Source organism: Niabella drilacis, assembly GCF_900101395.1.
Taxonomy (GTDB): domain Bacteria; phylum Bacteroidota; class Bacteroidia; order Chitinophagales; family Chitinophagaceae; genus Niabella; species Niabella drilacis.
In genome coordinates, this window is the sequence record NZ_FMZO01000002.1 from 266,223 (window position 1) to 291,967 (window position 25,745).

The following is a 25,745-nucleotide window of genomic DNA, read 5'->3' on the forward strand; positions in this document are numbered from 1 at the left end:
AAGATAAATAAAAAGTTAAAATAAGCACAAAGTTCTGGACCGTGTAGGGGGAAATTTTACCCGCTGATAAATTTACTGGGGCAATGCATAGCACTTCTCGCTGACCACTAAAGAATTGAAGGCTGCTGAAAATTGTTGAAGGTTATTGCTGGGCCGGCTGAGGCACCCCTTTGAAATCCCCGGTCTCCCCGGGGCTTTGCAGCTCATAGCCAAAGCTGGTTGCGGACAGCGGCCGATCGCCGGCCGTTCAGCGGCAATAGCTCGGAAATCTGCTACCTTTGATCGCATCAAACTTTTCTTATGCCTGTAAAAGCTGATTTGTTTCAAAGCCCGGATTATTTTGAAGTGGATGCACTTTTTACCGAAGAGCATCGGATGATCCGCGATGCGGTGCGCGCGTATGTAAAAAAAGAGATCACACCTGTTATTGAAAAGTATGCCCAGCAGGGGGCTTTCCCGGAGCATATTGTAAAGCAGTTGGGAGCGTTGGGGTGTTTTGGCCCGACCATACCCGTGCAATATGGCGGTGGAGGATTGGATTATATCAGCTACGGGTTGATGATGCAGGAGCTGGAAAGGGGCGACAGTGGTGTACGCTCTACCGCATCGGTGCAGGGATCGCTGGTGATGTTTCCCATTTTTGCCTATGGAAGCGAGGAGCAGAAACAACGCTTCCTGCCTCCCCTGGCCAGTGGGGAGTGGCTGGGCTGTTTCGGGCTTACGGAACCGGACCATGGCAGCGACCCTTCCAGTATGACAACCCGTTTTGAGGAAGAGGGCGACCATATTATTTTAAATGGCGCTAAAATGTGGATCAGCAATGCACCCTTTGCACAGGTAGCCGTGGTTTGGGCAAAGGACCCGGCCGGCATAGTATATGGAATCATTGTTGAAAGAGGTATGGAAGGCTTTTCCACCCCGGCAACGCATAATAAATGGAGCCTGAGAGCGTCTGCTACCGGCGAATTGGTTTTTGATAATGTGCGGATCCCTAAAACAAATATCCTGCCCGGGGTACAGGGAATGAAGGGACCGCTGAGCTGTCTTAATAAAGCCCGTTTCGGGATTGCCTGGGGTGTTATCGGCGCTGCTATGGATTGTTACGATACGGCATTGCGCTATGCAAAGGAGCGGAGTCAGTTCGGAAAGCCAATAGCTGCTTTCCAGCTCCAGCAAAAAAAACTGGCCGAGATGATCACCGAGATCACAAAGGCCCAGCTGCTCAACTGGCGGTTGGGCGTGTTAATGAATGAAGGTAAAGCCTCCGCCCAGCAGGTGAGTATGGCCAAGAGGAATTCCTGTGCCGTTGCCACACAGATCTGCAGGGATGCCCGGCAGATCCTTGGCGGGATGGGTATTACCGGGGAATACCCCGTAATGCGGCATATGATGAACCTGGAGAGTGTGATTACCTACGAGGGAACCCACGACATTCATTTACTCATTACCGGCATGGACATTACCGGGATCAATGCGTTTAAATAAGCCGTCAGTCTTCAGCTATCAGTTGTTAGCGGTCGGTGTCATGTTTTCAGTTTGGATTTGAACCCCAACAAATTCAGGAAACACCAGGTATAAGAATGGAATCCAACCAAAAGCTTCAAATAACAAACGAGGAACAAACACAGGAGTCACCAGGAGTCAGTTATCAGCGTCATCTTAAACAATATTCAAATACATTCAAGAATGTTCAACCACATTAAACGGATTTAGCGTTGAACCTTAAACTTTAAGCAAACATAGGAGCTCGTAACATCAGGTCCTGGAATAGGGCGCTTTATTATAGTGGTATTTATTCCGGGTTTTAGGGCACCAACAACATCTCACTAACAACATTACAAAAAACGTCTCACTAACAACATCTCACCAACAACGTCTCACAAAAAACATCTCCCCCAAAACATTTCACAATCCCCCCCGAATACCGGATATTTGCCAGGAGCTATATTGAAATTCGGAATTTTAATATTTAGTATTTGACATTTAGAATTTACTGCCGTTATGCGTGTATACCTGATCGGTTTTATGGGTGCCGGAAAAACACATTGGGGAAAGATTCTCAGCAAAAAGCTGGAGCTGCCTTTTTATGACCTGGATGACCTCATTGTAGCATCGGAAGGGAGGCCCATCACCCGGATCTTTGAGGAGGACGGGGAGGAGTATTTCCGGATGAAGGAAAAAGAGATCCTGTATATGATCACGGACAGTCATCCCGGCCTCCTGCTTTCCTGCGGCGGCGGTGCACCCTGCTATTTTAATAATATTGATTATATGAACCAGCACGGGACCACCGTTTGGCTGAATACCCCTTTTGATATCCTGCTGGGGAGGCTGCGGCAGCAAAAAGCCCACCGCCCGTTGTTAAAGGACCTCGATGATGAACAATTGCGGGCCTACATTGTTAAAAAGAACAACGACCGGCGTATCTACTATGACCAGGCGAAACTGAAAGTGGACGACTGCCATATCGGGCCGGAGGAATTTGTAAAAAAGATCATCAATGCATAGATTCTTTCTTTTGTCAGGCGCTGTTTTATCGGGCCTGGGGGTTATATTGGGTGCGTTTGGTGCCCATAAGTTAAAGGAAATAGCACCGGATTCGGTCCCCACTTTTCAAACAGGGGTGCAGTACCAGATGTACCATGCCATTGCATTGATTTTTATCGCCATTCTTCTTGAGAAATATCCCGTAAAATTTATGACCTGGGCGGGGGCCGCTTTCCTGATGGGGATCATCCTTTTTTCAGGTTCGCTTTATGCACTTGCCGCCCTGAAAGCCACGGGCAAGGTAGGTCTTGGCGGTGTAGGCATCCTTACCCCCATAGGCGGATTGTTCTTTATTGCAGGGTGGGTATTTTTTGTGCTTAGTGTGCTTAATAGCAAATAGTTAGAAGTATAGTGGGGGCTGGTGGCTGCCGGTATGATATTGGCTTCCGGTTTGATACCTGGTAAATGGTGTTGAACAGGGCCGGCTTATCGCTGAAGGCCGAAAACTGATGTCTTAATTCTCAATTCCCGAATCTCCATTCTTTCAACAGTAATAGTATCTTTGCTCTTATGGCGACTAAGAGTAAACCGAAGAATAAAAAACCAATAGCGCGGAATAAGAATACGACAGGTACCTGGAAAGTTGAAAAGGAAGAAAAAGTTCAGCTGAAAGAGTTGGCCAAAGACGAACGCACCTGGAAAATTGCCGGAACGACCTTTCTGCTGATCTCCTTTTTTTTGATCATTTCCTTTATTTCCTATTTTTTTACCTGGAGACAGGATTATACACAGATCTCCCGTGGAAGTGAGATCCTCTGGGATCCCGATGTTAAGATCCTGAACCTGCTCGGAAAGCTGGGAGCGCTGACCGCGCATTATTTTATTTACCGGTTATTCGGGGTGGCGGCTATCCTTGTTTGTACCTTCTTTTTTGTAGTGGGCGTAAACCTTTTGTGGAGGCGCAGGGTGTTTTCTGTTTGGCGTAACCTGAAGTATGTTACCCTGGGAATGCTGGTGGTATCTGCCATTCTATCCTATCTCTTACCCAATGAGGAGTTCCGCTGGGGTGGTGGCGTTGGCAATATGATCGCAGGCTGGCTTACCGGTTCCCTGGGCATGATCGGGGCCGGTGCCGTATTGGCGCTGATCGTGATCGCATATTTCATCTGGCAGTTTAACCCCGCCTTTAATTTTCCCAAAAAGCTGAAGCGGCCGCTGGCAGGAGATACCGGTTCGGCAGATGAAGAAGCCCCGGCAATTGCGGAGGATGCGGTAGCGGAAAAGAAGCGTGTTGAGGTTCCCGAAATGAATGGAGCCAAACTGGTGATCGATACCGGCGCTGAAAAAAATAAATACGATATTAAGCTCATCAACAAAGAACCTGTAGTGCAGGCAAAAGAGGAAGAGGCCGGGTATGAGCGGATCACTGTGCTGAAGCCGGAGGCCCGGAAGCCCTTACCGGCCGAAACAAAAGAAACCCCGGTAGAAGGGGATGCGCAGGAACTGGAATTGCCGGTAGCCAGCAAACCGGCTAAACCGGTGAAACCTGTATCGGAAGATGATCTCAAACTGGAGATCAATTCCGGCCCCATAGCCCCTGCACCCGCTACGGCAGCTGCAACGGCGCCGGCAGAAAAGGGTAAAGCATATGAACCCACACTGGATCTGAAACATTATAAAAAGCCCTCGCCCGATCTGTTAGAATCACATGGCAGTGAACGGGTGGTACAGGACCCGGCGGAGCTGGAAAATAATAAGAACCAGATCATCAAAACCCTGGCTAACTATGATATCGAGATACAAAAAATAAGCGCTACGGTTGGCCCTACGGTAACCCTTTATGAAATTGTTCCGGCGGCCGGAGTCCGTATCTCCAAGATCAAAAACCTGGAGGATGATATAGCGCTGAGCTTGTCGGCGCTGGGCATCCGGATCATTGCACCCATCCCCGGGCGGGGAACCATCGGTATAGAGGTACCCAATGCCCGTAAGACCATCGTTAGCATGAAAACTTTGCTGGCTTCCGATAAATTCAGCAACAGCCATTTTTCACTGCCGATCGCACTGGGAAAAAGGATCGATAATGAAAACTTTATTGTAGACCTGGCCACTATGCCGCACCTGCTGATGGCAGGGGCTACGGGCCAGGGTAAATCCGTTGGGATCAATGCCATCCTGGTATCATTGCTATACAGTAAACACCCGTCACAATTAAAATTTGTACTGGTCGATCCCAAAAAAGTAGAGTTGAGTGTTTACAGCCAGATCGTAAATCACTTCCTGGCGCGCCTGCCCAATGAAGAAGATGCCATTATCACGGATACAAAAAAAGTGATCAATACCCTCAATGCCCTGTGTATTGAGATGGATAACCGTTACGACCTGTTAAAAGATGCCGGTTGCCGGAATATTAAAGAGTATAATGCCAAATTCACGGCGCGTAAGCTCAACCCGGAAAAGGGCCACCAGTTCCTTCCTTTTATTGTGCTGGTGGTGGATGAGTTTGCGGATCTTATTATGACCGCCGGTAAGGAGGTGGAAATGCCCATCGCCCGGCTGGCGCAGCTGGCCCGAGCCATCGGTATCCACCTGATCATTGCCACCCAGCGCCCGTCTGTAAATATCATTACCGGTATCATTAAAGCCAACTTCCCTGCCCGTATTGCCTTTAAGGTAAGCAGTAAGATCGACAGCCGTACCATCCTGGATGCGGGTGGCGCAGACCAGCTGATCGGGAAGGGAGATATGCTGATTAGTCTGAACGGTGAGATCTCAAGGCTTCAATGCGCGTTTGTTGACACGCCGGAGGTAGACAAGGTGGTTGACTTTATTGCCTACCAGGAAGGGTATCCGCAGCCCTTCCTGCTGCCGGAATATATTGATGAAAAGGACCTGGAAAGCGGCGACTTTGACCTGGATGACCGGGATTCGCTGTTTGAAGATGCGGCCCGCCTTATCGTAGCCAACCAGATCGGGTCTACTTCATTGCTGCAGCGCCGCATGAAGCTTGGATACAACCGGGCCGGCCGTCTGATGGATCAGCTGGAACAGGCGGGTATTGTGGGCCCCAACCAGGGAAGTAAGGCAAGGGAAGTGCTCATCAAAACAGAGATGGAGCTGCAGCAGCACCTGGATATGCTGGGCTAAGATCTGTTAAAAAATGTTAAACGCCGCAACCCGGTATCAATCTTGTCGTCTAAAAGATAAAATATAAAATTCGTAAACAAATTCTAAGAAAATATCGTATGAAGAAATTATGTATAGGCACTGCTTTGCTTTTTATGGGGCTTTTTTCATTTGCACAACAAAGAGATCCAAAGGCAAAAGCCATCCTGGATGCGGCAAGTGAAAAGTTTAAGTCCTATCAGACAGTAACAGCAACCTTTGCTTATGCCAGTCAGAATGCCCAGGGTAAGGTAATGGCAAAGAAAAACGGGACCATCAACATGAAGGGCGATAAGTTCAACATCAGTTTCGGCAATAATAAGATCTTCAGCGATGGTAAAACCGTATGGAACTACGATCCCTCCAGTAAAGAGGTGACCGTGAACAATGCCAATAAATCGGAGAGCACGATCACTCCGCAGAAGTTGTTTACCGATTTTTACAGCAAGGACTTTATGTATGTAATGGGCAATGATTCCAAGGTGGCAGGCAAGCCGGTGCACATTATTATTATGCAGCCGATTGATAAGAACAAGGCCTTTAGCCGCCTATATCTTGCAGTGGATAAAGCCGCCAAGACCATCGCCAGCGCTACTATTGTGGAAAAGAATGGCAACAGAACGGTGTACAGCGTAGGTAGCCTGAAAGCGAACCCGCCACTTGCGGATGCACAATTTTCTTTTGACCAGGCAAAGTATCCCGGTGTTGAAGTGGTAGACCTTCGCTGATCGGGTATGCTGGCGGGTTGGGGCTGCGCAGCCTGCCTGTTGGCGGATGGGTTTGCGGAAGGTTTTAGAAGCCCAACCTAATACATTTAAAGATGAAGTGCCTGGTATTGCTCACCCTTTTTGTAGTACATAGTCGGATCGCCGGTGCCCAGACCGGTGATGATATTGTACGGGCATACAAAATCTCTTTAAGCTACGGGCAACAGGATATCTGTTTAACAGAATACCGCAACTCCCGGTATGCGGGTACATACACGGCTGTATTTTATAAAGGAAAGGCAACTTCCGGCAATGGCCTTAAACGACTTTGGAATCGCTTTGGTCCCGGGGGCAATAAAGAAATATTAAAAACAAAAAATATTCCATCGGATACGGTCAGGCAGGTTATGAACCTACTTGAGAAAGCGGGCATTGCAACGATTAAAGACTGTCAAAGCGATAGTGCCTGCCGCAGTATCGGTTTCTTGGATGAAGATGGCGTAACGTTCCATATAAAAACGGGTACGCCGGAGCGGACCTGTTCTTTTGATGCAATAGCGCCCCTTGGCAGCGGCCCCCGGGAAAAGAATCCCATCAGGCTGCAGGCCCAGGAATTATTAACCATAGCTGATAAATTTATAGACCTGAAGAAGCATCACAAGATGTTGATGGATCAATTGTCAGGTGGCCGTTTTTATTATCATGCGGGGAATGGATATGCTTATTTCGGGCATAGAGGAAACAAAACTACCAATTGAGATGCGCAAATTTGAGCGGCTTCACAAGCGCATCGTTATAAAGAAATTGAGTCTGTTTTTGCTTGTCGCGTTTCCTGTTTGCAGCCGCGTCAGTGCGCTGGCATCCGCTTATCTATAGTGGTGGCAAGAGGGTACGTGGGGCATCCCAAAGACCTGCCTGGTGCCGGCGGACAGGCATCACCGAGGGTTTCGCGGCGTTTTAAAATAAGATGTAACATTGCGGGGTTCGCACAACTTAAGGGTACCGCCCGGTATATATGTTTAAAATACGGCAACAAAAACGGCGTATATGGTTATTAATGATGCACGATCAGCTTGCAGGGGATCCGCACCGTGGAAACCGGCAATGCCTGCTCCTCCTGGTTGTCTATATGCTTTAGCAGTAACTGGGCTGCAGCAGTGCCCATGTCAAAAGAATTTTCGTCGATAGAGGCACTGGGCTTATGATCCAGGTACCGGATCAGCGGGAGGTTGCCGAAACCAACGATATCCACTTTCTGTAATTGCTGCGGGTACCGGTCTTTGATAAAACGCAGGGCATCGAGGCTTACATAGCTTTTGAATGTAAAGAATGCGGTAGGAGGGTCGGGAAGCGCAAACAACGCCTTCATGACCTTGTTGGTTTGCGGTGCCGAAAAATCGATCTCCTTTACCAATGCCGGATCAAAGGGGATCCCTCTCTTTTCGAGTGCGCAACGGTATCCCTGGAGCCGGAGATGGCTGGTGCGCAGGGCCCGGGGGCCCATAAGATGGGCAATGCGGCGATGCTGTTTTTTAACGAGATAGTCAATTGCGAGCTCCGCTCCGTTCTCATTATCTGTAGCTACGGCATCGAATGCCGAATCATTGAGCGACCGCGATAAAAAGACAACCGGTATGCCTGTTTGCTCCAGCCGCTGAAAAAGTTCTGTTTTCTTTGTACTTTTTGAGATCGCAATGATCACCCCGTCTACACGGCTGCTGATAAGGTTCTGGATGATCTGCGCTTCTTTTTCTGCGTCTTCGTGAGACTGGGCTACGATCACCTGGTATTTATTATGGCCGGCTACCGCCTCTACTCCGTTAATGGCCTGTATGTAAAACTGGTCCATCAGGTCCGGGATCACCAGGCCCAGGGTAAAGGATTTACTTTGTTTAAAGTGCCGCGCCGCTTCATTGGGGATATAATTCCACTCGTTTGCCAGTTTAACCACCCGTTCTTTTGTGAAAGTACTGATACTGGAATTGTTGTTCAGTGCTTTTGAAACAGTGGAAACGGACATGTTGAGTTTTATGGCAATGTCTTTTATGGTAACGCCCTTTTTCACAATAATTACCCCCTGGCTATTTCATCAAATGTTCTAAAAAAAACGTGATTTTCAAAATAAAGTTTTTTTGTTCAAACGTTGTAATTCTGAATTAGCAGGCTTTTACCGGAACCATCTTTGAAAACAGGTTTTTAAAATGATATATTCGTGCAGATTTAAGATGCTGAACCACTTGGATCTATTGCAATACCAGAGAAAATGCGGACTAACTTTTGCCTGGTTTTGATCTTTACGATATAAATAAATGGTGTATGACAACGTTTGACCTTAAGGGGAAAGTTATTGTGATCACAGGTGCCACGGGCATTCTGGGAAAGGCGTTTGTAGAAGGAATTGCAGCGGCCGGAGGGGCGGTAGTCATCGCAGGCAGAAATGAAAAGATAGCAAAAGAGCGGGAGGAACAGGTAAACGCAAAGGGAGGGCAGGCGCTTTCGATCATTGCAGATGTAACAAAGGAGGATGACCTGGCGGCCGGCAGGGATAAGATCCTGGACCGGTTTGGCCGTATCGATGGGCTGGTAAATGCTGCAGGAGGAAATATCAAGAACGCCATCATACAAAAAGATATGGGGCTGTTTGACCTGGACATCGCCGCTTTGCGGCAGGTGATGGATCTGAATTTGATGGGAACGGTATTGCCGACGCAGGTCTTTGGCAAAGTGATCGCAGAGAACGGCGGCGGCAGCATTGTAAATATATCATCCATGGCTTCTCAGCGGGCCATCACGCGGGTGCTGGGGTACAGCCTTGCCAAAAGCGCCATAGACGCCTATACCAAATGGTTTGCCATGGAGCTGGGCAACCGCTACGGCGACGCTGTGCGAATGAATGCCATTGCGCCCGGCTTTTTTCTTACAGAGCAAAACAGGGATCTGCTTACCACGCCGGAGGGCGGCATGACCGAACGCGGCGCTGCTGTGGTGCAGCATACTCCTTTTAAGCGGCTGGGAACCCCCCCGGAACTAAACGGGGCATTGATCTGGCTGCTCAGCGATGCGTCCCGTTTCGTAACCGGAACAGTAATCAATGTGGATGGAGGATTTTCCATCTTTAGCGGGGTATAGTGCCTGCACTGCGTTACACGGCACTTTATAAGACCGGCCCGGTTTATAAATGACCGGTATTTTTGCAACTAATAAGCCTGTAATAAAAAGCTGCCACAGCGGGAAACATCAACTCCGAATACTTCATTGCCTTAAAGGGTAGCGGTGTTTAAGGAAAGATGGTCAGGAACAGGTATGCGGCAAAAATGACCAGCAATACCACACCATACAGGATGTTGGTTTTGCCGGTTACCAGGGAAAGCATTACGGTAAAGATCGAAAGGATCAGCAGCACTACCGATGTGGTATCGATCCCCAGCAAAACGGGTGTGTGGCTAAACAGCGTGTAAATGGCTACAGCGGGAATCGTAAGACCGATACTGGCCAGCGCCGACCCCAGGGCCAGGTTCATACTGGTCTGCAGCCGGTTCCTCCGGGCGGCCTGTATGGCGGCAATACATTCCGGCAGCAAAACCACCATTGCAATGATGATCCCTACCAGCGAAGCAGGCGCCCCAATAGAGGCCACCCCGGCTTCTATGGCCGGCGAAAGCATTTTTGCCAGCAGCACCACGGCTCCCAGGCTGGCGATGAGCAACCCCAGGCTGGTAAAAGTAGTTTTGTTGGAGGGCGGTGCCGCATGGGCGTCTTCGTTTTCCTTGCGCTCCGGATCGGCCGGTAAAAAATAGTCGCGGTGCCGGATGGACTGGATCATGATAAAACTGGCATAAATGATGAGGCTTACCACGGCGGCAAAGATCAGCTGCGGCTGGGTATACTGTGGACCGGGCTGGCTAACGGTGTAGTTGGGGAGTACCAGGGTCAGTACCAGGATGGCGGTAAGTGCCACTAATGCCGATGTGGCGGCATGTTTGGTAACAAATTGTTCCCGGTACTTGGCGCTGCCAATGAGGATACAGATACCGATAATAAAGGTCAGGATGATCATGATCGCTGCAAAAACGGTATCCCGGGCCAGGGTAGCGGTGTTCTCGCCCCCGGACGACATCAGCGATACCAGGAGCGAAACCTCGATAACCGTTACGGCCAATGCAAGGATAATGGTCCCAAAGGGTTCTCCCACGCGATGTGCCACCACTTCAGCGTGATGCACGGCCGCCAGCACCCCGGCGATGAGTATAATACAAAGCAGGATCAGGGGCAGCGTTCCTGTCATGGAGCCCATGGTAAAATAGGCGATCCAGGCAACAACGGGCGTCAGCAGCGTCCAGATGGGTAATGACAGGTTCAACTTCATGCGTTATTTGTTTAAGCAGGAATAATGGCTTTGCGGATCCGGACCAGCTGCTCCAGCAGGGGCTCCAGGTGATCCAGTTGCAGCATATTGGCCCCATCGCTTTTGGCAACGGCCGGGTTGGGATGGGTTTCAATAAAAAGCCCGTCGGCGCCGGTGGCAATGGCTGCTTTTGCGATAGTCCCGATCAGCTCCGGGTTACCGCCCGTTACGCCACTGGTCTGGTTGGGCTGCTGCAGGCTATGCGTACAATCCATTACCACGGGTACCCGGTGCTCCTTCATCCAGGGAATATTCCTGAAATCAACCACGAGGTCCTGGTAGCCAAAACTGTTCCCCCGCTCGGTCAGGATCACTTTTTCGTTGCCGGCCTGTTTTACCTTATCGGCAGCAAATTTCATAGAGGGGCCGCTGAGGAACTGCCCTTTTTTTATGTTCACGACCTTTCCTGTTTGAGCAGCAGCCTCCAGCAGGTCGGTCTGACGGCTTAAAAAAGCAGGTATCTGCAGCATGTCTACATATTCTGCAGCAATGGCGGCTTCTTCATGCGCGTGGATATCGCTGACAGTAGGAACATGAAAACGGTCTTTTACTGCTTTTAAAAGCTTCAGCGCTGTTTCATCGCCAATGCCGGTAAACGAATGGGCGCTGGTACGGTTGGCCTTCCTGTAAGAGGATTTGAACACGTAGGGTATCCCAAGGTTTTTACAGATGGCCGATACCCTTTCGGCCACTTCCATCACCAAAGGCTCGCTCTCCACCACGCAGGGCCCTGCCAGCAGGAAAAAATGACCGGGATCGTACTGTTGTCCGGCAAAAAGATCTGTTAAAAAATGCTCCATAAGTGCAAATATAACCGGTAACGGGCAGTTGACCCAAATGGGTTTGCAGCTTCTGAAAAGAGGGTCACTGCCTTTGCACAATCCATTTTGCACAAAAAAAAGCTTATTTCAAACGATTGCACAGTATTTCAAACCTGATTATTCTGCCTTTATATTTGCATTTCAAAATATTGCGGCATGACAAAAGAAAAGATCCTGGTGATCGGTGCTTCCGGTCAGATCGGTGTGGAACTGACCCTGGCTTTAAGGGAGATCTATGGAAACAATAACGTGGTGGCTTCTGACCTTCGGGAAGAGAATCCCCTTTTAAAAGGCTCCGGCCCCTACGTAAGCCTGGATGTAATGAATAAGGAAATGCTGCATGTACAGGTGATCCGCCAGAACATTACGCAGATTTACCTCCTGGCGGCGATCCTTTCCGCCACCGGCGAAAAGAACCCCGGCCTGGCCTGGCACCTGAATATGCAGGGGCTCCTGAATGTGCTGGATATTGCCCGCGAAGAACATATTCATAAAGTGTACTGGCCTTCCTCTATTGCCGTATTCGGGCCTACATCACCCAAGCAGCATTGTCCGCAGCAAACCATTATAGAACCAACCACTGTATACGGGATCAGTAAATATGCCGGGGAATTCTGGTGTAATTACTATCATATGAAATATGGGGTGGATATAAGAAGTATCCGCTACCCGGGCCTGATCTCCTATAAATCGGCCCCGGGCGGAGGCACCACTGACTATGCGGTTGAAATTTTTCATGATGCCCTGGAAGATAAAAAGTACACCTGCTTTTTAAGTGAAGATACCTACCTGCCTATGATGTATATGCCGGATGCGATCCGGGCTACCATAGAACTGATGGAGGCCCCGGCGGAGAAGATCTCTATAAGGACCTCTTATAATGTAACAGGCATCAGTTTTTCGCCAAAAGAGATTGCTGCGGAGATCAAAAAACATATGCCGGAATTTGAGATGGCCTATTCCCCGGACTACCGCCAGGGGATCGCAGACAGCTGGCCACAGAGCATTGATGACACGGTTGCCCGTAATGACTGGGGATGGAAACACGAGTACGATCTGCCGGCTATGACGGAGGATATGCTGAAGCATTTGCCGGAGACGCCGGAGATGTTCCCGGTTTAAAGTTCAGCGTTTCACGCCAGATCCGTGTGTCACGGCTCACGAATCACGGGCAGGTTTCATGTTTGAAGTTCCAGGTTAAAGATCGGCTTCATGCTTGATGTTCCATGAACTATTGAACATTGACTATCGACTATTGCCCATTGACACCGATCAGCCCCAATCTTATCCTTAATCCTGAATTCTCATTTACATACCTTCACATTCCCACTGCCGAATTTTCGGGATCTGATGGCTGATATCCCCGTTACTGCCACCAAAGTTTTGTGCCCTTGGTATCGCCGCCGATAGCTGCCGCAGCGGCTTCTTTATTTTTATTATTGGTATTCGTTTCCACAACGGGGTAGGTCAACCGGCTGGGAACCATGGTTACATTGGGGTCCAGCGAGCCGGCCACAGGAGCTATAAACAGGGGCGTTCCATCCGGTTTTGTAAACTGCAGGCGGAGCCGCTCGTACCATGATTGTAATCCCTGCATATACAACGCGATCCATTTTTGTGAGCCGACCTGGTTTTTCCAGTTGGCGCTATGGTACGGAACGGAGTTGATATAGGTGGTGGCAGCGGCTTCCGGAACCCTCCAGAAATCCATACTGGTCCGGATCCCGGCTTCATAGGATACAGCTGCGGGGCTTCCTACGTTCATACCTCTTGCTGCTGCTTCTGTCAGCAGGAACTGTACTTCTGAAGCCGTCATTAATATACCTGGAAAATCCGGTGCATACACGCGCACACCGGGCGTGGAGTACTTCTGGGCATCGGCCGCGGAGTTGGTTCCGAGCCCATAGGGTTTGCCCAGAATGGCTTTTGAATTTTTTGCCGGCCGGGCGTATAGCTTTAAACGCGGATCGTTTAATGCCTGCATAAAGTTGACCATCGTTTCACTGACTACAAATTCTACCTGCTCTCTTCCAAAGTCGTTGTACGGGTTCTGATTGGGTGCCTGGCTGGTATATGGGAACAGGGCATTGTCGGCATTGGTAGTGATTACCCCGTTTTTGGCGGCTGTTTCAATGGCCGATTTTGCTTCTGCAGGTGTTGCTTTGCTCATGCGCATGGCAATACGCAGGATAAGGGAATTGGCCAGCTTTTTCCATTTCAGTACGTCGCCATTGTAAATGACATCTCCGGATCCGTAGCTTTCTTTGGAAACATCCAGTGCGCCCTGGTATTCATTCAGCCTTTTTAGAAAATCGGCATACATACCTGCGGCATCATCATAAACCGGAGTGGGAATGCTGTCCGATAAAGCGCTGGAATAAGGAATATTACCGTAAGCGTCAGCAAGCGTTTGATAAAGCCATACCTGCAGGATGCCGGCGATCGCATTTTGATTGGGAACAGGATCCTGGATAGCCGCGCCCCGGTTGAGGTCGGTCAGTGTTTGAAGATCTTTCAACGGGCGGCTGTAAAGCGACCATAAAGAGGAGTTGCCGGCTTCACCAAGACTATAGCGGCTGTCTTCTTCCTTGTCCGATGCGGCCCAGTATTGCGCATAGTGCATCCCGATGCGGTTATTTACAAAAGAATTGTATAAGATATCCATGGCGCTCTTTTCTGCAGAAAGCAATAACTGTTCCGGTGTTACCGTGGAGGGTTTTACAGGGTCGGTGTTCAGCTGGTCAAATTTGCTGCAGGAGAACAGGTATAGGACCAGCAATAAAAGGACTGATGTATTGATAAGGAGTTTCATTTCGTATGTTTTTAAAATCCGATATTGAGGTTTAAACCAAAGGAACGGACGGATGGCAGGGCACCGCCTTCGAGGCCCTGTATGTTCCCCGTTCCGTTGGCAATATTGGAGGGGTCAACATTGGGCGCATTGGACCTGATCAGCCACAGGTTACGTCCGTATAGTGAAAATGTGATATTGTCGGCACTTATTTTTTGAGCCCAGGTATGGGGGAGCTGGTACCCCAGTGTTACTTCGCGCAGGTAAACATAGCTGGCATCGTACACATTAGCCGCGTTGATGTTCTTTCCAAAGTTGTTCTTGAAATGATCCATAGCAGTAAGGGTCTTCGAAAAGGACGTTCCATCCGGTAATACGCCGGATACTTCCACACCGTTCTCCCTTATATCGCCTTCTGCGGTTTCCGCCAGCAGTCCCGAAGCCAGTCCGTACATATTGGTATAGGAAAAGAACTTACCTCCCTTGCTGTAGTCGATCAGGGCACCTAATGTGATATTTTTGTAGGTAAGGTTATTGGTGATACCTCCCACATAATCGGGATACACACTGCCCAACGGAACAACAGTTGCCGTTTTAATATAATGGCCGGATTCATCAATGAGTTTTTGACCATTTAAATAGGTGTAATCAAAACCATACAGTGTTCCTAATGGTTGCCCTTTAACGGCTACTACAGATACCTGGTTCAACCTTCTTTCGGTACCGATATTGATCCGGTCGATCACCTCGTTGCCATTTTGCGCCAGGTCGAGTACTTTGTTTTTGTTTTTTGAAAAGTTGAAACCGATGTTCCATTTAAAGTTTTCCGATTGTACCGGTGTTCCGTCGAGCCGGAGCTCGATTCCCCTGTTGCGGACACTGCCGGCATTGAGCAGGTATTGTGTGTACCCGTTGGTGGGTGAAACGTTCACCGGGATGATCTGGTTCTTCGTAACACGGTCATAGTAGGTAAAGTCGATGCCCACCCGGTTGCCGAATAGTTTTAGTTCGATACCGGCTTCTTTTTCGGTGGTTTTTTCGGGCAGCAACAATGGGTTCCTCTTCAGATCGTCTACCGATACATACGGTACACCGTTAAAGAGTTGGGGCAACAGGTAGGTGAGGTAAATATTGTAGGGATCGGTATCACTGCCTACCTGCGCAATGCCTGCCCGCACCTTGCCAAAGCTCAGCCATTTAGCATGTTGAAGCCAGTCTGAAAAAACGACCGATGTGGAGGCCGATGGATAAAAATAAGAGCGGTTGGCAGCAGGCAGGGTAGAGGACCAGTCGTTCCTCCCGCTCAGTTCAAGGAAAATATTGTTGTTATACCCAATAGTGGCCGTTCCAAACAGGGAATTGATCTGCTTGCGCGGACGGGCTTCGGTAATGGTAGGTGGTGCAGAAATATTGGGCAGCGTATATACACCGGGGGTAATAAGGCCGGCTCCTGCAGGTGTGGTGCCTGTAAAAAGGCTTACATTTTGTTTCATCATATTACCGCCAATGGTAGCGCCAATGTTGAACAGCCGGCCAATATCCTTTTTAATATTGGCCGTCAGCATATAATTCATTTCCCGGAAGTCGATGGTATTGCGGGCATAGCTTCCCAGGAAATAATCTTTGGCCGTTCGCTCTTCCTGTAGTGTGTGATAGCTGTCCATAAAGGCCTGCGCGTTAAAGGAAAGCCAGTCGAGTGGTTTATATTCCAGGCCTACGGAACCAAACAGGCGACTCCGGTCATCGTTCTGGTATTCCATATAGCGGGTCCAGTAGGGATTGTTGGCAAAGTTGGGAGTGGGGTCGTCAAAGGTTTTCCGGTTCCAGCTGATCTGTGTTCCGTCGGCATACCGGTACTCCTGCATCCGGCTCATATCCCATTGCCGCTGGCCGTATTCACTAAACAGGTTCATTACATTTTGCCCGGTGAAGCCGGTTCCTGGTCGCCCTTTTGCCTTCGTATAGGAGTACCTTGCCCCGGCGCTGGCGGTTAACTGCCCGGTTATTTTATAGGAGCCGTTGATCCCCACGTTGGTTCTTGAGAGGCGGGAGTTGGGCAATACAAAGCGCTGGCGGGTATCTGCCAGGCCAATGCGGATGGAACCCTTATCACTGCTGCCTCCTGCGCTTACACTGTTGGTAACCGTTACCCCGGTCTGGAAGAAATCCTTAATATTATCGGGTTGCGGCGACCAGGGGGCGGTTTGGCCAAAATAGGGGTTGTTCTTATTTTGATCAAAAGACCAGTAATGGCGTACCAGGCGCCCATCGAGCGCGGGCCCCCATGATTCATCCACTGCAAATTCCGGCAGGAGGTCGTAGCCGCCCAACAATGGATCATTGTAGGTGGGCGTGTTTTTAAAATAAGTGCGATTGTCAATTAACGTGTCTCTTCCGTTGAACCATTTACCCTGGTAATACCGGATGAGCGTGTCGAAGGTTCCGTTACTGCCGCCTCCGTATTTATTCTGGTAATCGGGCAATACATATACCCTGTCGGTTTGTACATTCAGACTGTAGTTGATACCGATCTTTTTGCCACCGCCGTTTGTTTTCTTCGTGGTTACCAATACCACACCGTTCTGCCCGCGGCTTCCGTAAAGCGCCGTGGCAGCGGCCCCTTTCAATACAGATACCTGGTCGATATCATCAGGATTAATGTCCTGTACAGGGCTGCCATAGTCGAACCCGCCGCCACCGATCTGCTGACCGTAGGAGTTGGTGTTCAGGTTGCTGAAGGGGATGCCGTCTACCACAAACAGGGCATTATTATCTCCCAGGATGGATTTTGGCCCCCGGATCGTAACCTTGCTGGAACCACCCATGGATCCGCTGTTGGTGGTGATGCTCACACCGGGAACCCTTCCCGCCAGGTTATTGACAAAATTGACCTCCTTGGCGGTCTGGATCTCCGATCCCTTTACTTCCGAAATGGCATAGCCCACCGACCGGCTTTTTTTGGAGATGCCCATGGCGGTAACGGTTACCCGTTCCAGCTCTTCGGATGATTTTTTACCTTCCAAACGGATCGACAGTGGCTTGTTGGGGTTGGTTAAAGTTACTTCAAGATCGGGATTGCCCACATTGGAGAACACCACTTTTATACCCTGCCGGAACGGGATGGAAAAAACACCATCCTCACCGGCGGTATACAATTTTCCATCGGGGTAGGTAATGCTGGCATTGGGCAGTGGCTGGCCGGCACTGCCGGTTATCCTGCCTTTGATAAAGAGGGCGTCTCCGGCCCCTGCCACCGCATTGGGCAGGGTATCTGCGGGAGCCGTGGATCGTTCCGTGATGGTATCTTTAAGGGCCCCGGCTTTACTGCTCCATCGCCCTGCCTGAACCTGGTTGCCTTCAAAACGGATCAGGAGGCTGTCAAAACCCGGAAGAACAATGGTGTAGGATTGGGGAAACAGTACGTTATAGAGCTGAAGGGAATCCCCGGCCGCAGCTTTTATTGCAAAAAGCCCTTCGGCATCTGTGCGCGCTGAATCTCCTGAAGAAGAAAGCCGGAGCAGGGTATTGGAAAGGCCCATACCGGATCTTCCAATGACCTTGCCATGAATAGCGGATGTGTTTTGTGCCTGTAATGGAAGCACTGCTCCCCACAGCATAACAGTGATGAGTAGCCGGATAGGTCTGCAAATCATAATAGAATTTGGGTTTAGTAGAACAATAGATCAGATCTGATTGGGCAAAACAGATCGGGATTCAGGTTATTATAAGTTTAACGACCCGGGACGGAAAAGATTGCCCGGTAACCGTTAAAGTTGGTTTAATTTGAAAATGGGAAGATGTGGGAATGTGGAAATGCACCAGGCATGAATCTGGGGCGGGGCAGTGTCAATAGTCAATGGAACAGCGAATAGGAAACGGTTCTAATGTTGAACTAAAGAAAACTCATCGAGCATGTAAGCGGATTTGACGTGAAACTTTAAACCCGGAACGTTGAACAAAATAAAAAAAGAGGTCACTTTTAAAAGTAACCTCTTTCTCATTAAATGTAAATAAAATAAACTATGCTACGGCTTTCTTCACAAGGTCTGCTGCTTCACTTAACAAGATAGCGGATTCTACTTTCAGACCGCTCTCGTCAATAAGTTTTTTTGCTTCCTCTGCATTGGTGCCCTGCAGGCGTACAATGATCGGGATCGTAATATTGCCCAGGTTTTTGTAGGCTTCAATAACGCCGGCTGCCACACGGTCGCAGCGAACGATACCGCCAAAAATATTGATCAGGATAGCTTTTACCGCCGGGTCTTTCATAATGATCTTGAAACCGGCTTCAACGGTCTGGGCATTGGCCGTACCGCCCACATCCAGGAAGTTGGCCGGCTCTCCGCCGCTTAATTTGATCATATCCATAGTTGCCATAGCCAGGCCGGCTCCATTGACCATACAGCCCACGTTGCCATCTAATTTTACAAAATTCAGGTTGTATTTACCCGCTTCTACTTCTGTGGGATCTTCTTCGGTAACATCCCGCAGCGAAGCCAGGTCAGCGTGCCGCATCATGGCATTGTCGTCCAGGTTCATCTTACAGTCAACCGCAATGATCTTGTCGTCAGCTGCTTTAAACAGGGGATTGATCTCCAGCATACTGCAGTCCAGTCCAACATAAGCATCATACAGGTTGGTTACAAACTTTACGCAGTTCTTAAAAGCGGCGCCGGTGAGGCCCAGGTTGAACGCGATCTTGCGCGCCTGGAATCCGAGTAAACGGCCGGAAGGGTGTACCCATTCTTTAAAGATCTTCTCCGGGGTTTCATGCGCTACGTCTTCGATGCTCATACCGCCTTCGGTACTGTACATGATCACGTTCTGCCCCTTGCTGCGGTCGAGCAGGATGGAAAGATAGAACTCCTGTCTTTCTGAAGGGCCGTCATAGTACATGTCCTGTGCTACAAAAATCTTGTTTACAACTTTTCCCGCAGGCCCCGTCTGCACGGTTACCAATGTTCCGCCCAGGATGCCTTTGGCAAACTCCTCAACCTCTTCCAGGGATTTAGCTACCTTAACGCCGTTGATACCGGTTTCCTTAATGGCGCCCTTTCCGCGTCCGCCGGCATGGATCTGCGCTTTAATAACAGCAAATTTGCTGCCGGTGTCTGTTTTGATCTTACGGTAAGCTTCTTCAGCTTCCTGCACAGAGCTGCAGGCATAACCTTCCTGTACCGGAACGTTGTATTTTTTTAATAATTCCTTGGCCTGATATTCGTGAAGATTCATCTGTAATGATTTTAGTAAAAAACTTTGGCACGAAGATAAGGATTCAGGGGAAACTTTATGGTCGGGTCAGGGCAAACGCATCTAAAATTTTAAAAGACCTTTCAAAACGGGGAGGCACTGTTTGCAGATCCGGTACTGTTTTTTCGCCTCCGTATGCTGCCGGTATCATTGCGCCGCCGGCCGGCAGGCGGACCTGTGTAAGGACCGGTGTAGCCTCTGTTGATGCCGGACCGATCCCGGTTAAGGAAGCTTTTGCACCGCGCTGCAGCCCGGGAATTTTGACCTGCGCAACCTTTAAAATACCGGGACGGTCTTTTATAAAATCGTATCTTTAAAAAAACATCATGAGGAAAATGAAAACAAACAGACCCGGGCTGTTGCTGCTGGCCTTTTTACTGGTAGCAGGCGCCATACAGGCACAATCTATTTCAGCAGATTCCATTAAGACCCTGAAACTGCATAAAGAAATCCTTAAACAAACTACGGAGCTGAACAAGCAGAAGCTGAACCTGGCAGAATACCAGAACAAGCTGGTAAAGCTTCAGAGCGACCTGGAAAAAGCCAATAAGGATGCCGCAAAAGCTGCTGCAGAAAGCAAGGATTATTCTCAGAAAATGGCCCGGAATCCGGGTGATCAGAAACTGGCAAAAAAAGCAAAAAAAGCAGCAAAGAATGCTTCATCCAGTAATAATAAGGCAGAAAAACTGACCACGAATCTCGCCTCCCTGCAGCGGAATATTTCAAAGACCAATGACAAGGTCTCCGGCCTGGAAAAGAAGATCGCCGGGTTGCGCAGCCGGGGCTGAAGCCGCCGGGGACCCGCCCGGGATTTTGAATGTTAAGAGTTTTAGAAGAAACGCCGGATTCTTTTACGGGAAGTGTGTGTAGCTGTTAGTTTCATTATATTTGCCCACACTTAATTGGAAGATCTATGTCAGAATCTATCGTGGAACAGGTACGGGAAACCGTGGCTTTTCTGCAGGAGCAATACCCGGAAATCCCGGAGGTGGGCATCGTGCTGGGCAGCGGACTGGGCAATTTTGCAGCGGCGATTACCGTGGAAAAAGAAGTGCCCTATACAGCCATCCCTAACTTCCCTGTTTCAACCGTAAAAGGGCATTCCGGTAAATTGATCTTTGGCGAGCTGGCAGGAAAGAAAGTAGTGGCAATGGCCGGCCGGTTCCATTTTTATGAAGGATACACACCACAGGAAGTGGTTTTCCCCATACGGGTATTAAAATTATTGGGTATACGGCAACTCCTGCTGAGTAATGCGGCAGGAGGAGTGAACCCCGGTTTTTCCGTAGGGGATATCATGATCATTAATGACCACATCAGTTTTGGTACACCCAACCCGCTTGTGGGAAAGAATATCGATGAATGGGGAACCCGGTTCCCGGATATGAGCGAGCCCTACAGGAAATACCTGGTCACAAGGGCAAAGGAGATCTGCGCAGCGGCAGGTATTCATATAAGGGAAGGCGTTTATTATGCAGTGACCGGTCCTACTTTTGAAACCCGTGCCGAGTATAAGATGATCCATACGCTGGGTGCCGATGCAGTAGGAATGAGTACCGTGCAGGAAACCATTGTAGCCAACCATATGGGGCTGGATGTTTTTGCGGTAAGCATTATTACCGACCTGGGTATCCGCGAAGAGGAGAACGTGATCACGCATGAAGAAGTGCTGGAAGCCGCCCGGGCGGCGGAACCCAAGCTGGCACATTTATTTACGGAAATGGTAGCCCGCGCATAAATTCGATCAATGAGGTTTTATTTTGTTTTATTTCTTTTGGTAACGGCTGTTGGCGCACAGGCGCAGGATCCGTTGGGTGGGGTTGGTAACCGGTTCCGGGGAATGCGAAACGTGGGCTCCGGCAGCGACAGCCTTGCCCGGAGAGATAAATTTGAGGATTCGATAACCATTACCTACCGTTACCTGGATACCGCCCGGGCCTACAGGCTGGATTCTTCGATCAACGATATTACCCGTTATTTTCCCATACCGGCAGAATACAATTACATGGGGAACTTTGGTAATGCAGCTCAGTCATACCTGTTTGCACCAAGGATGAAAGCCGGATGGGATCCGGGTTTTCATGCCTTTGATAATTATAAGTATACTATTGAGAACGCCCGGTTCTTTACGGCCACCCGTCCTTATTCCGAGCTGAATTACCTGCTGGGTACCCGCTCGGAGCAGTTCATCGAACTGATGCATACGCAGAACAGGGGACCGAACTGGAATATACATTTTTCATATCGTTTGCTGAATTCGCCGGGCATTTTCCAGAACCAGAAATCGGCGCATAACAGTTATCTGATCACCAACTGGGTACAGTCCGTTAACCGGAGGTATCGCAATTACTTTATAGTTGTTGCCAACAAATTGCAGAATACCGAAAATGGAGGGATCGTTAATAGTGCTTATATCGACAGTGCTGATTACGACCGGAGAGATTATATACCGGTGCGCCTGGGTGGTGGTACCCGCTACTCGGCCGATTTTTTCAATACCAATGTTGCCACGGGAAATAAATACGCCGATTTTAACGCGCTTATGCGGCAGCAATATGATTTTGGGCGTAAGGACTCCCTGGTAACGGACAGCACGGTGGTGTCCCTGTTTTTTCCCAGGGTCCGTTTTGAACACACCATCCGGTATAGTAAGTATACCTTCCTGTTTACAGATGCTGCACCGGCAGCGGATTATTACAAAGAGTTTTATGACCTGGCATTGGCCGGGGGCAGCAACATATTTTCAAGGCGGGACGACTGGAAGGAGATGGTCAATGATTTTTCTATTTATACGTTCCCCGATGAAAAGAATACCCAGCAGTTTATTAAGCTGGGTGCAGGTGTTCAGAACCTGTCGGGCACTTTTGATACCCTGCAGCGCGAAAATGTGCTGGAGCTGATCCAGAACCGCGAAAAGAAGAACTACTATAATATTTATGGGCATGGCGAGTACCGCAACCGAACCAAGAACCAGAAATGGGATATGATGGCCAATGGTAAGATCTATTTTGCAGGAATGAATGCCGGCGATTACGAGGCGGGGGCCAGCATCCAGAGCCTGCTCGGGAAAAAGATCGGAAGCCTGCTGCTGGGCGCGCAGAACGTGAACCGGACCCCTTCTTTTATTATGCAGAATCCCATCAGCAGTTTTTATTTCAGGGGGAATGAAGATCCGGCTCTTAAAAAAGAAAACATCACCCATCTGTACGCGGTGGTTTATCAGCCCCTGCTCAAGCTGGGGCTTACCGGGCATTATTACCTGATGACCAACTACTCCTATTACACCGATTTTTATAAGATCAACCAGTACAACTCCTTATTCAATGTGCTGCAGATCGGGGCCAACAAGGTATTTGAAACCGGGAAGACCAAACAGTGGAAATGGCGTACAGAAGTGTATTTTCAGCAGGTGGTTGGCGGTGCGCCCCTGCATATTCCTGCTATTTATACGCGGAACCGTTTTGGTTACGAAGGAAAACTGGGCTATCCCAAGCTGAATATTGCCATGGGCTTTGAGGCAAAGTACCGTACCAATTACAAGGGAGACGGGTATTCCCCGCTATTGGGCCAGTTCTTTTACCAGGATGATCAGACCGTACAGTACAAATTGCCCAATATTGCTGCTTATCTTAATTTCCGGATCAACTCCTTTAAAGCATTTGTGCGGGCAGAAAATCTTAATACATTCCGGAAACTGGGTACTAACTGGGGCTTTAGCAATAATAATTTTGCGGCTACGGACTACCCGTACCCGGGCCTGCTGATCCGCCTGGGCGTATTCTGGGGATTTGTTAATTAGCGCAGCAAACTATTTTTCATACAACCTGTTTAAAAGAAAGGTTGTCTCCATAAAAGGAATTCACTTTTAATAAATGAAATATGAAACAATTGGGAACCATTCTCCTGGGCATCATGCTGCTGATGGCCACCGGGGTACAGGCGCAGACAAAGACCGAAAAAATATCGGTTTCTGGTAATTGCGGGATGTGTAAAAAAACGATCGAGAAAGCCGCCAAAACGGCCGGGGCCAAAGAAGCTGTTTGGGATATTCCTACAAAAGAGCTTTTAGTGAAATATGATGCTAAAAAAACAAGCAGTAATAAAATTCAAAACGCTGTGGCAGATGCGGGGTACGATACCCGGGATGTGAAGGGCAGGGACGCAGCCTACGAAAAGCTGCATGCCTGCTGCCAGTATGAGCGCACAAAGACCTATACGGCAGTTCAGCAGTAATCACCGGACAGTTCCTGATGACAAAGTGGAGGCTCACCCTTCTCGTATATATGATTGCAGCAGGGGGTGCTACGGCTCAAACTGTAGTAACCCCTGCTGCCGCTCCCCCTTTTTCCCTGCCGGATCAGAACGGAACACCGGTTTCGCTGGAAAAATATAGGAAAAGCATGGTCCTGGTTCAGTTTTGGGCATCCTGGTGTTTGCCCTGCAGGATCGAAAACCGGAGACTGGTCAAACAGTACCCGCGCTTCAATGATCTGCCTTTTGAGATCCTGAGCATTTCGGTAGACGTTGACAGGGCGCAATGGAAAAACGCCATAGCAGCCGATAAAATGGCCTGGCCCCAGTTGCTCGATGATACCAATAAGGCGGGGTGCGCTGCCTGCCGGTGGGGCGCCGGTACGCTGCCTGCTTCATTTCTTATAGATCCGGAAGGCAGGATCATTGCGGTGGATGCCGCATCGTTACTGACCGGTGATCCCCGGGGCTTCAGGAAGCTGCTACAGAAACGCCTTGCCCCGGGATCCCGCTGACGCTCCCATTGTTTCCGCATTGACCCTGCAACAAGGAGGAAACCTTGCCCCTGATACACGAAAAACATTCGTGCGGTTTTTCACCATGTGAAGACCATATTTTTTAAATTTTCCCGATTTCGTAAATACAGCAGCCCTGAGGCCGATAATTTTGCGGCCTATGCAGCGTGGTAGATTCAGAAAATTTTTTAACGATATCCATCTTTGGCTGGGACTGGCCAGCGGGATCGTGCTTTTTTTAGTATGTCTTTCAGGAACTATCTATACGTTCCGGACCGAAGTGGAAGAGCGGCTGAATAAAAAGGTCTATTTTGTTGACTATAAGGAAGGAATGAGCCCGTTGCCCCTGCAAACGCTGGTAGCCGCGGTGGCAAAGGGACAGGGAAGCCCGGTTGCGGGCGTTACCATTCCTGCCACACCACAGAAAGCCTGGTCTTTTTCTATAAAACCGAAAGGCAAAGAAAAGGGCAGGGGCAAAACCGTATTGGTAAACCCTTATACCGGGATCATTACCGGCGATACAGAAACAGGGAGCAGTAAGTTCTTTATGACCATGATGAAACTGCACCGCTGGTTATTGATGGAGCAGTCTACCGGGCGGATCATTGTTGGGATAGCTACCCTCATTTTTGTAGTGCTGCTGCTTTCGGGGATCATTTTATGGCTGCCCCGGCGGTTGCGCTACTGGAAACAGGGGCTGGTGATCCTGTTCTCCGGGAAATGGAAGCGGGTTAATCATGATCTGCATAATGTGCTGGGATTTTATTCCTTTATCTTTTTACTGATCATGTCGCTTACCGGCCTGTGCTGGTCCTTTGAATGGTACAAAACGGGAGCGTCGAAAGTATTGGGAGCAGAGGTATTTGGCGGCAAAAAGGAAAAACCGGCAAAATCGGCTATTACGGGAACAGCAATGTTATCTGCAGATAAAGTGTTGGAAACAGGCAATAGCCAGCTGAATTACAGGGGTATTACCCGCCTGAGCTTTCCTGCCGACAGTGCCGGCACATTCAGCATTTCCAAAAACAATGCGGCCTCCTGGAACAGCGCCGCAACGGATCGCGTCATCATTGATGCCTATAGTGGCGCCGTGCTTAAAAAAGAGCTCTTTGCGTCAAAAACCGCCGGTCAAAAAATAGCGGCCAGTATCCGCCCCATCCATACAGGGGAGATCTATGGTCTTTTTTCAAAGATTATTTATTTTATCTGCTGCCTGATAGCTACCAGTTTACCGGTAACCGGTACTATTATCTGGCTGAATAAGCTGAAAAAAAAGAAGTCTAAAAGCAGGGCCGTAAAATTGCCGGCAAAAGCACAACCCGTAGCGGCTGTGGTTTGAGGCGTCCGTTAGAC

At 49.1% G+C, this 25,745-nt stretch carries 20 protein-coding genes; 14 read left to right on the forward strand and 6 right to left on the reverse strand.

Annotated features, from left to right (window positions below; all coding sequences use genetic code 11):
- Window positions 1-300 precede the first annotated feature (300 nt).
- From BLS44_RS04465 to BLS44_RS04490, 6 genes are all read left to right on the forward strand, one after another.
- Complete coding sequence (locus BLS44_RS04465; protein ID WP_090388844.1) at window positions 301-1,485, forward strand: acyl-CoA dehydrogenase family protein; 1,185 nt, start codon at window positions 301-303, stop codon at window positions 1,483-1,485.
- Between the two features lie 516 nt (window positions 1,486-2,001).
- Window positions 2,002-2,508 (forward strand): shikimate kinase, encoded by a 507-nt coding sequence (locus tag BLS44_RS04470; RefSeq protein ID WP_090388845.1) that lies wholly within the window; start codon window positions 2,002-2,004, stop codon window positions 2,506-2,508.
- Window positions 2,501-2,887: a DUF423 domain-containing protein gene (locus BLS44_RS04475; RefSeq protein WP_090388846.1), complete on the forward strand. Its 387-nt coding sequence runs from the start codon at window positions 2,501-2,503 to the stop codon at window positions 2,885-2,887. The genes BLS44_RS04470 and BLS44_RS04475 overlap by 8 nt, the downstream gene beginning before the upstream one ends.
- A 170-nt stretch (window positions 2,888-3,057) precedes the next feature.
- Window positions 3,058-5,634, forward strand: coding sequence for an FtsK/SpoIIIE family DNA translocase (locus BLS44_RS04480; RefSeq protein WP_090388847.1), 2,577 nt, complete (start codon window positions 3,058-3,060; stop codon window positions 5,632-5,634).
- A gap of 98 nt (window positions 5,635-5,732) precedes the next feature.
- Window positions 5,733-6,380 (forward strand): outer membrane lipoprotein periplasmic chaperone LolA1, encoded by a 648-nt coding sequence (locus BLS44_RS04485; RefSeq protein ID WP_090388848.1) that lies wholly within the window; start codon window positions 5,733-5,735, stop codon window positions 6,378-6,380.
- A gap of 92 nt (window positions 6,381-6,472) precedes the next feature.
- A complete protein-coding gene (locus BLS44_RS04490; protein WP_090388849.1) occupies window positions 6,473-7,117 on the forward strand; it encodes a hypothetical protein in 645 nt (214 codons plus the stop codon).
- A gap of 296 nt (window positions 7,118-7,413) precedes the next feature.
- Here the strand turns inward: BLS44_RS04490 and BLS44_RS04500 are convergent, their stop codons facing one another.
- Window positions 7,414-8,424 (reverse strand): LacI family DNA-binding transcriptional regulator, encoded by a 1,011-nt coding sequence (locus BLS44_RS04500; protein WP_090388851.1) that lies wholly within the window; start codon window positions 8,422-8,424, stop codon window positions 7,414-7,416.
- Window positions 8,425-8,675: 251 nt separating this feature from the next.
- Here BLS44_RS04500 and BLS44_RS04505 point away from each other — a divergent pair, with 251 nt between their 5' ends.
- Entirely contained in the window at window positions 8,676-9,488 is an 813-nt protein-coding gene (locus tag BLS44_RS04505; protein ID WP_090388852.1) for an SDR family oxidoreductase, read from the forward strand.
- Between the two features lie 148 nt (window positions 9,489-9,636).
- On the opposite strand, the gene BLS44_RS04510 is transcribed toward BLS44_RS04505, so the two are convergent.
- On the reverse strand, window positions 9,637-10,725 hold the full coding sequence (locus tag BLS44_RS04510) for a calcium:cation antiporter (RefSeq protein WP_090388853.1): 1,089 nt from the start codon (window positions 10,723-10,725) through the stop codon (window positions 9,637-9,639).
- Between the two features lie 11 nt (window positions 10,726-10,736).
- A complete protein-coding gene (kdsA, locus tag BLS44_RS04515) occupies window positions 10,737-11,564 on the reverse strand; it encodes a 3-deoxy-8-phosphooctulonate synthase (protein WP_090388854.1) in 828 nt (275 codons plus the stop codon).
- A 177-nt stretch (window positions 11,565-11,741) separates the two neighbouring features.
- On the opposite strand from kdsA, the gene BLS44_RS04520 reads away from it, so the two are divergent.
- Entirely contained in the window at window positions 11,742-12,707 is a 966-nt protein-coding gene (locus BLS44_RS04520) for an NAD-dependent epimerase/dehydratase family protein (protein ID WP_090388855.1), read from the forward strand.
- Between the two features lie 244 nt (window positions 12,708-12,951).
- On the opposite strand, the gene BLS44_RS04525 is transcribed toward BLS44_RS04520, so the two are convergent.
- The 3 genes from BLS44_RS04525 to sucC all read right to left on the reverse strand — a co-directional run bounded on the left by BLS44_RS04525 (window position 12,952) and on the right by sucC (window position 19,608).
- On the reverse strand, window positions 12,952-14,397 hold the full coding sequence (locus BLS44_RS04525) for a SusD/RagB family nutrient-binding outer membrane lipoprotein (RefSeq protein ID WP_090388856.1): 1,446 nt from the start codon (window positions 14,395-14,397) through the stop codon (window positions 12,952-12,954).
- Window positions 14,398-14,408: 11 nt separating this feature from the next.
- The gene (locus tag BLS44_RS04530; RefSeq protein WP_090388857.1) at window positions 14,409-18,029 is read right to left on the reverse strand and encodes a SusC/RagA family TonB-linked outer membrane protein; all 3,621 of its coding nucleotides are present in this window, start codon (window positions 18,027-18,029) and stop codon (window positions 14,409-14,411) included.
- Between the two features lie 367 nt (window positions 18,030-18,396).
- Window positions 18,397-19,608, reverse strand: a complete 1,212-nt coding sequence (gene sucC / locus BLS44_RS04535) for an ADP-forming succinate--CoA ligase subunit beta (protein ID WP_090388858.1) — start codon at window positions 19,606-19,608, stop codon at window positions 18,397-18,399.
- Between the two features lie 353 nt (window positions 19,609-19,961).
- Here sucC and BLS44_RS04545 point away from each other — a divergent pair, with 353 nt between their 5' ends.
- The 6 genes from BLS44_RS04545 to BLS44_RS04570 all read left to right on the forward strand — a co-directional run bounded on the left by BLS44_RS04545 (window position 19,962) and on the right by BLS44_RS04570 (window position 25,731).
- Entirely contained in the window at window positions 19,962-20,414 is a 453-nt protein-coding gene (locus BLS44_RS04545; protein ID WP_090388860.1) for a hypothetical protein, read from the forward strand.
- A gap of 125 nt (window positions 20,415-20,539) precedes the next feature.
- A complete protein-coding gene (locus BLS44_RS04550; protein WP_218127689.1) occupies window positions 20,540-21,364 on the forward strand; it encodes a purine-nucleoside phosphorylase in 825 nt (274 codons plus the stop codon).
- A gap of 9 nt (window positions 21,365-21,373) precedes the next feature.
- Window positions 21,374-23,425: a putative porin gene (locus BLS44_RS04555; protein ID WP_090388861.1), complete on the forward strand. Its 2,052-nt coding sequence runs from the start codon at window positions 21,374-21,376 to the stop codon at window positions 23,423-23,425.
- 80 nt (window positions 23,426-23,505) lie between these two features.
- Window positions 23,506-23,859, forward strand: a complete 354-nt coding sequence (locus BLS44_RS04560; RefSeq protein ID WP_245729099.1) for a heavy-metal-associated domain-containing protein — start codon at window positions 23,506-23,508, stop codon at window positions 23,857-23,859.
- 17 nt (window positions 23,860-23,876) lie between these two features.
- The gene (locus tag BLS44_RS04565; protein WP_090388862.1) at window positions 23,877-24,392 is read left to right on the forward strand and encodes a peroxiredoxin family protein; all 516 of its coding nucleotides are present in this window, start codon (window positions 23,877-23,879) and stop codon (window positions 24,390-24,392) included.
- A 160-nt stretch (window positions 24,393-24,552) separates the two neighbouring features.
- Window positions 24,553-25,731, forward strand: a complete 1,179-nt coding sequence (locus BLS44_RS04570) for a PepSY-associated TM helix domain-containing protein (RefSeq protein WP_090388863.1) — start codon at window positions 24,553-24,555, stop codon at window positions 25,729-25,731.
- Window positions 25,732-25,745: the final 14 nt, after the last annotated feature.

Excerpts from the sequence above, each read along its gene's own strand:
- BLS44_RS04565 (WP_090388862.1), top strand. The coding sequence starts at position 23,877 with ATGACAAAGTGGAGGCTCACCCTTCTCGTATATATGATTGCAGCAGGG.
- BLS44_RS04505 (WP_090388852.1), top strand. The coding sequence starts at position 8,676 with ATGACAACGTTTGACCTTAAGGGGAAAGTTATTGTGATCACAGGTGCC.
- BLS44_RS04510 (WP_090388853.1), bottom strand. The coding sequence starts at position 10,725 with ATGAAGTTGAACCTGTCATTACCCATCTGGACGCTGCTGACGCCCGTT.
- BLS44_RS04555 (WP_090388861.1), top strand. The coding sequence starts at position 21,374 with ATGAGGTTTTATTTTGTTTTATTTCTTTTGGTAACGGCTGTTGGCGCA.
- BLS44_RS04570 (WP_090388863.1), top strand. The coding sequence starts at position 24,553 with ATGCAGCGTGGTAGATTCAGAAAATTTTTTAACGATATCCATCTTTGG.
- BLS44_RS04470 (WP_090388845.1), top strand. The coding sequence starts at position 2,002 with ATGCGTGTATACCTGATCGGTTTTATGGGTGCCGGAAAAACACATTGG.
- BLS44_RS04530 (WP_090388857.1), bottom strand. The coding sequence starts at position 18,029 with ATGATTTGCAGACCTATCCGGCTACTCATCACTGTTATGCTGTGGGGA.
- BLS44_RS04525 (WP_090388856.1), bottom strand. The coding sequence starts at position 14,397 with ATGAAACTCCTTATCAATACATCAGTCCTTTTATTGCTGGTCCTATAC.
- BLS44_RS04545 (WP_090388860.1), top strand. The coding sequence starts at position 19,962 with ATGAAAACAAACAGACCCGGGCTGTTGCTGCTGGCCTTTTTACTGGTA.
- BLS44_RS04490 (WP_090388849.1), top strand. The coding sequence starts at position 6,473 with ATGAAGTGCCTGGTATTGCTCACCCTTTTTGTAGTACATAGTCGGATC.
- BLS44_RS04475 (WP_090388846.1), top strand. The coding sequence starts at position 2,501 with ATGCATAGATTCTTTCTTTTGTCAGGCGCTGTTTTATCGGGCCTGGGG.
- BLS44_RS04520 (WP_090388855.1), top strand. The coding sequence starts at position 11,742 with ATGACAAAAGAAAAGATCCTGGTGATCGGTGCTTCCGGTCAGATCGGT.
- sucC (WP_090388858.1), bottom strand. The coding sequence starts at position 19,608 with ATGAATCTTCACGAATATCAGGCCAAGGAATTATTAAAAAAATACAAC.
- BLS44_RS04560 (WP_245729099.1), top strand. The coding sequence starts at position 23,506 with ATGAAACAATTGGGAACCATTCTCCTGGGCATCATGCTGCTGATGGCC.
- BLS44_RS04550 (WP_218127689.1), top strand. The coding sequence starts at position 20,540 with ATGTCAGAATCTATCGTGGAACAGGTACGGGAAACCGTGGCTTTTCTG.
- BLS44_RS04485 (WP_090388848.1), top strand. The coding sequence starts at position 5,733 with ATGAAGAAATTATGTATAGGCACTGCTTTGCTTTTTATGGGGCTTTTT.
- BLS44_RS04480 (WP_090388847.1), top strand. The coding sequence starts at position 3,058 with ATGGCGACTAAGAGTAAACCGAAGAATAAAAAACCAATAGCGCGGAAT.
- kdsA (WP_090388854.1), bottom strand. The coding sequence starts at position 11,564 with ATGGAGCATTTTTTAACAGATCTTTTTGCCGGACAACAGTACGATCCC.
- BLS44_RS04465 (WP_090388844.1), top strand. The coding sequence starts at position 301 with ATGCCTGTAAAAGCTGATTTGTTTCAAAGCCCGGATTATTTTGAAGTG.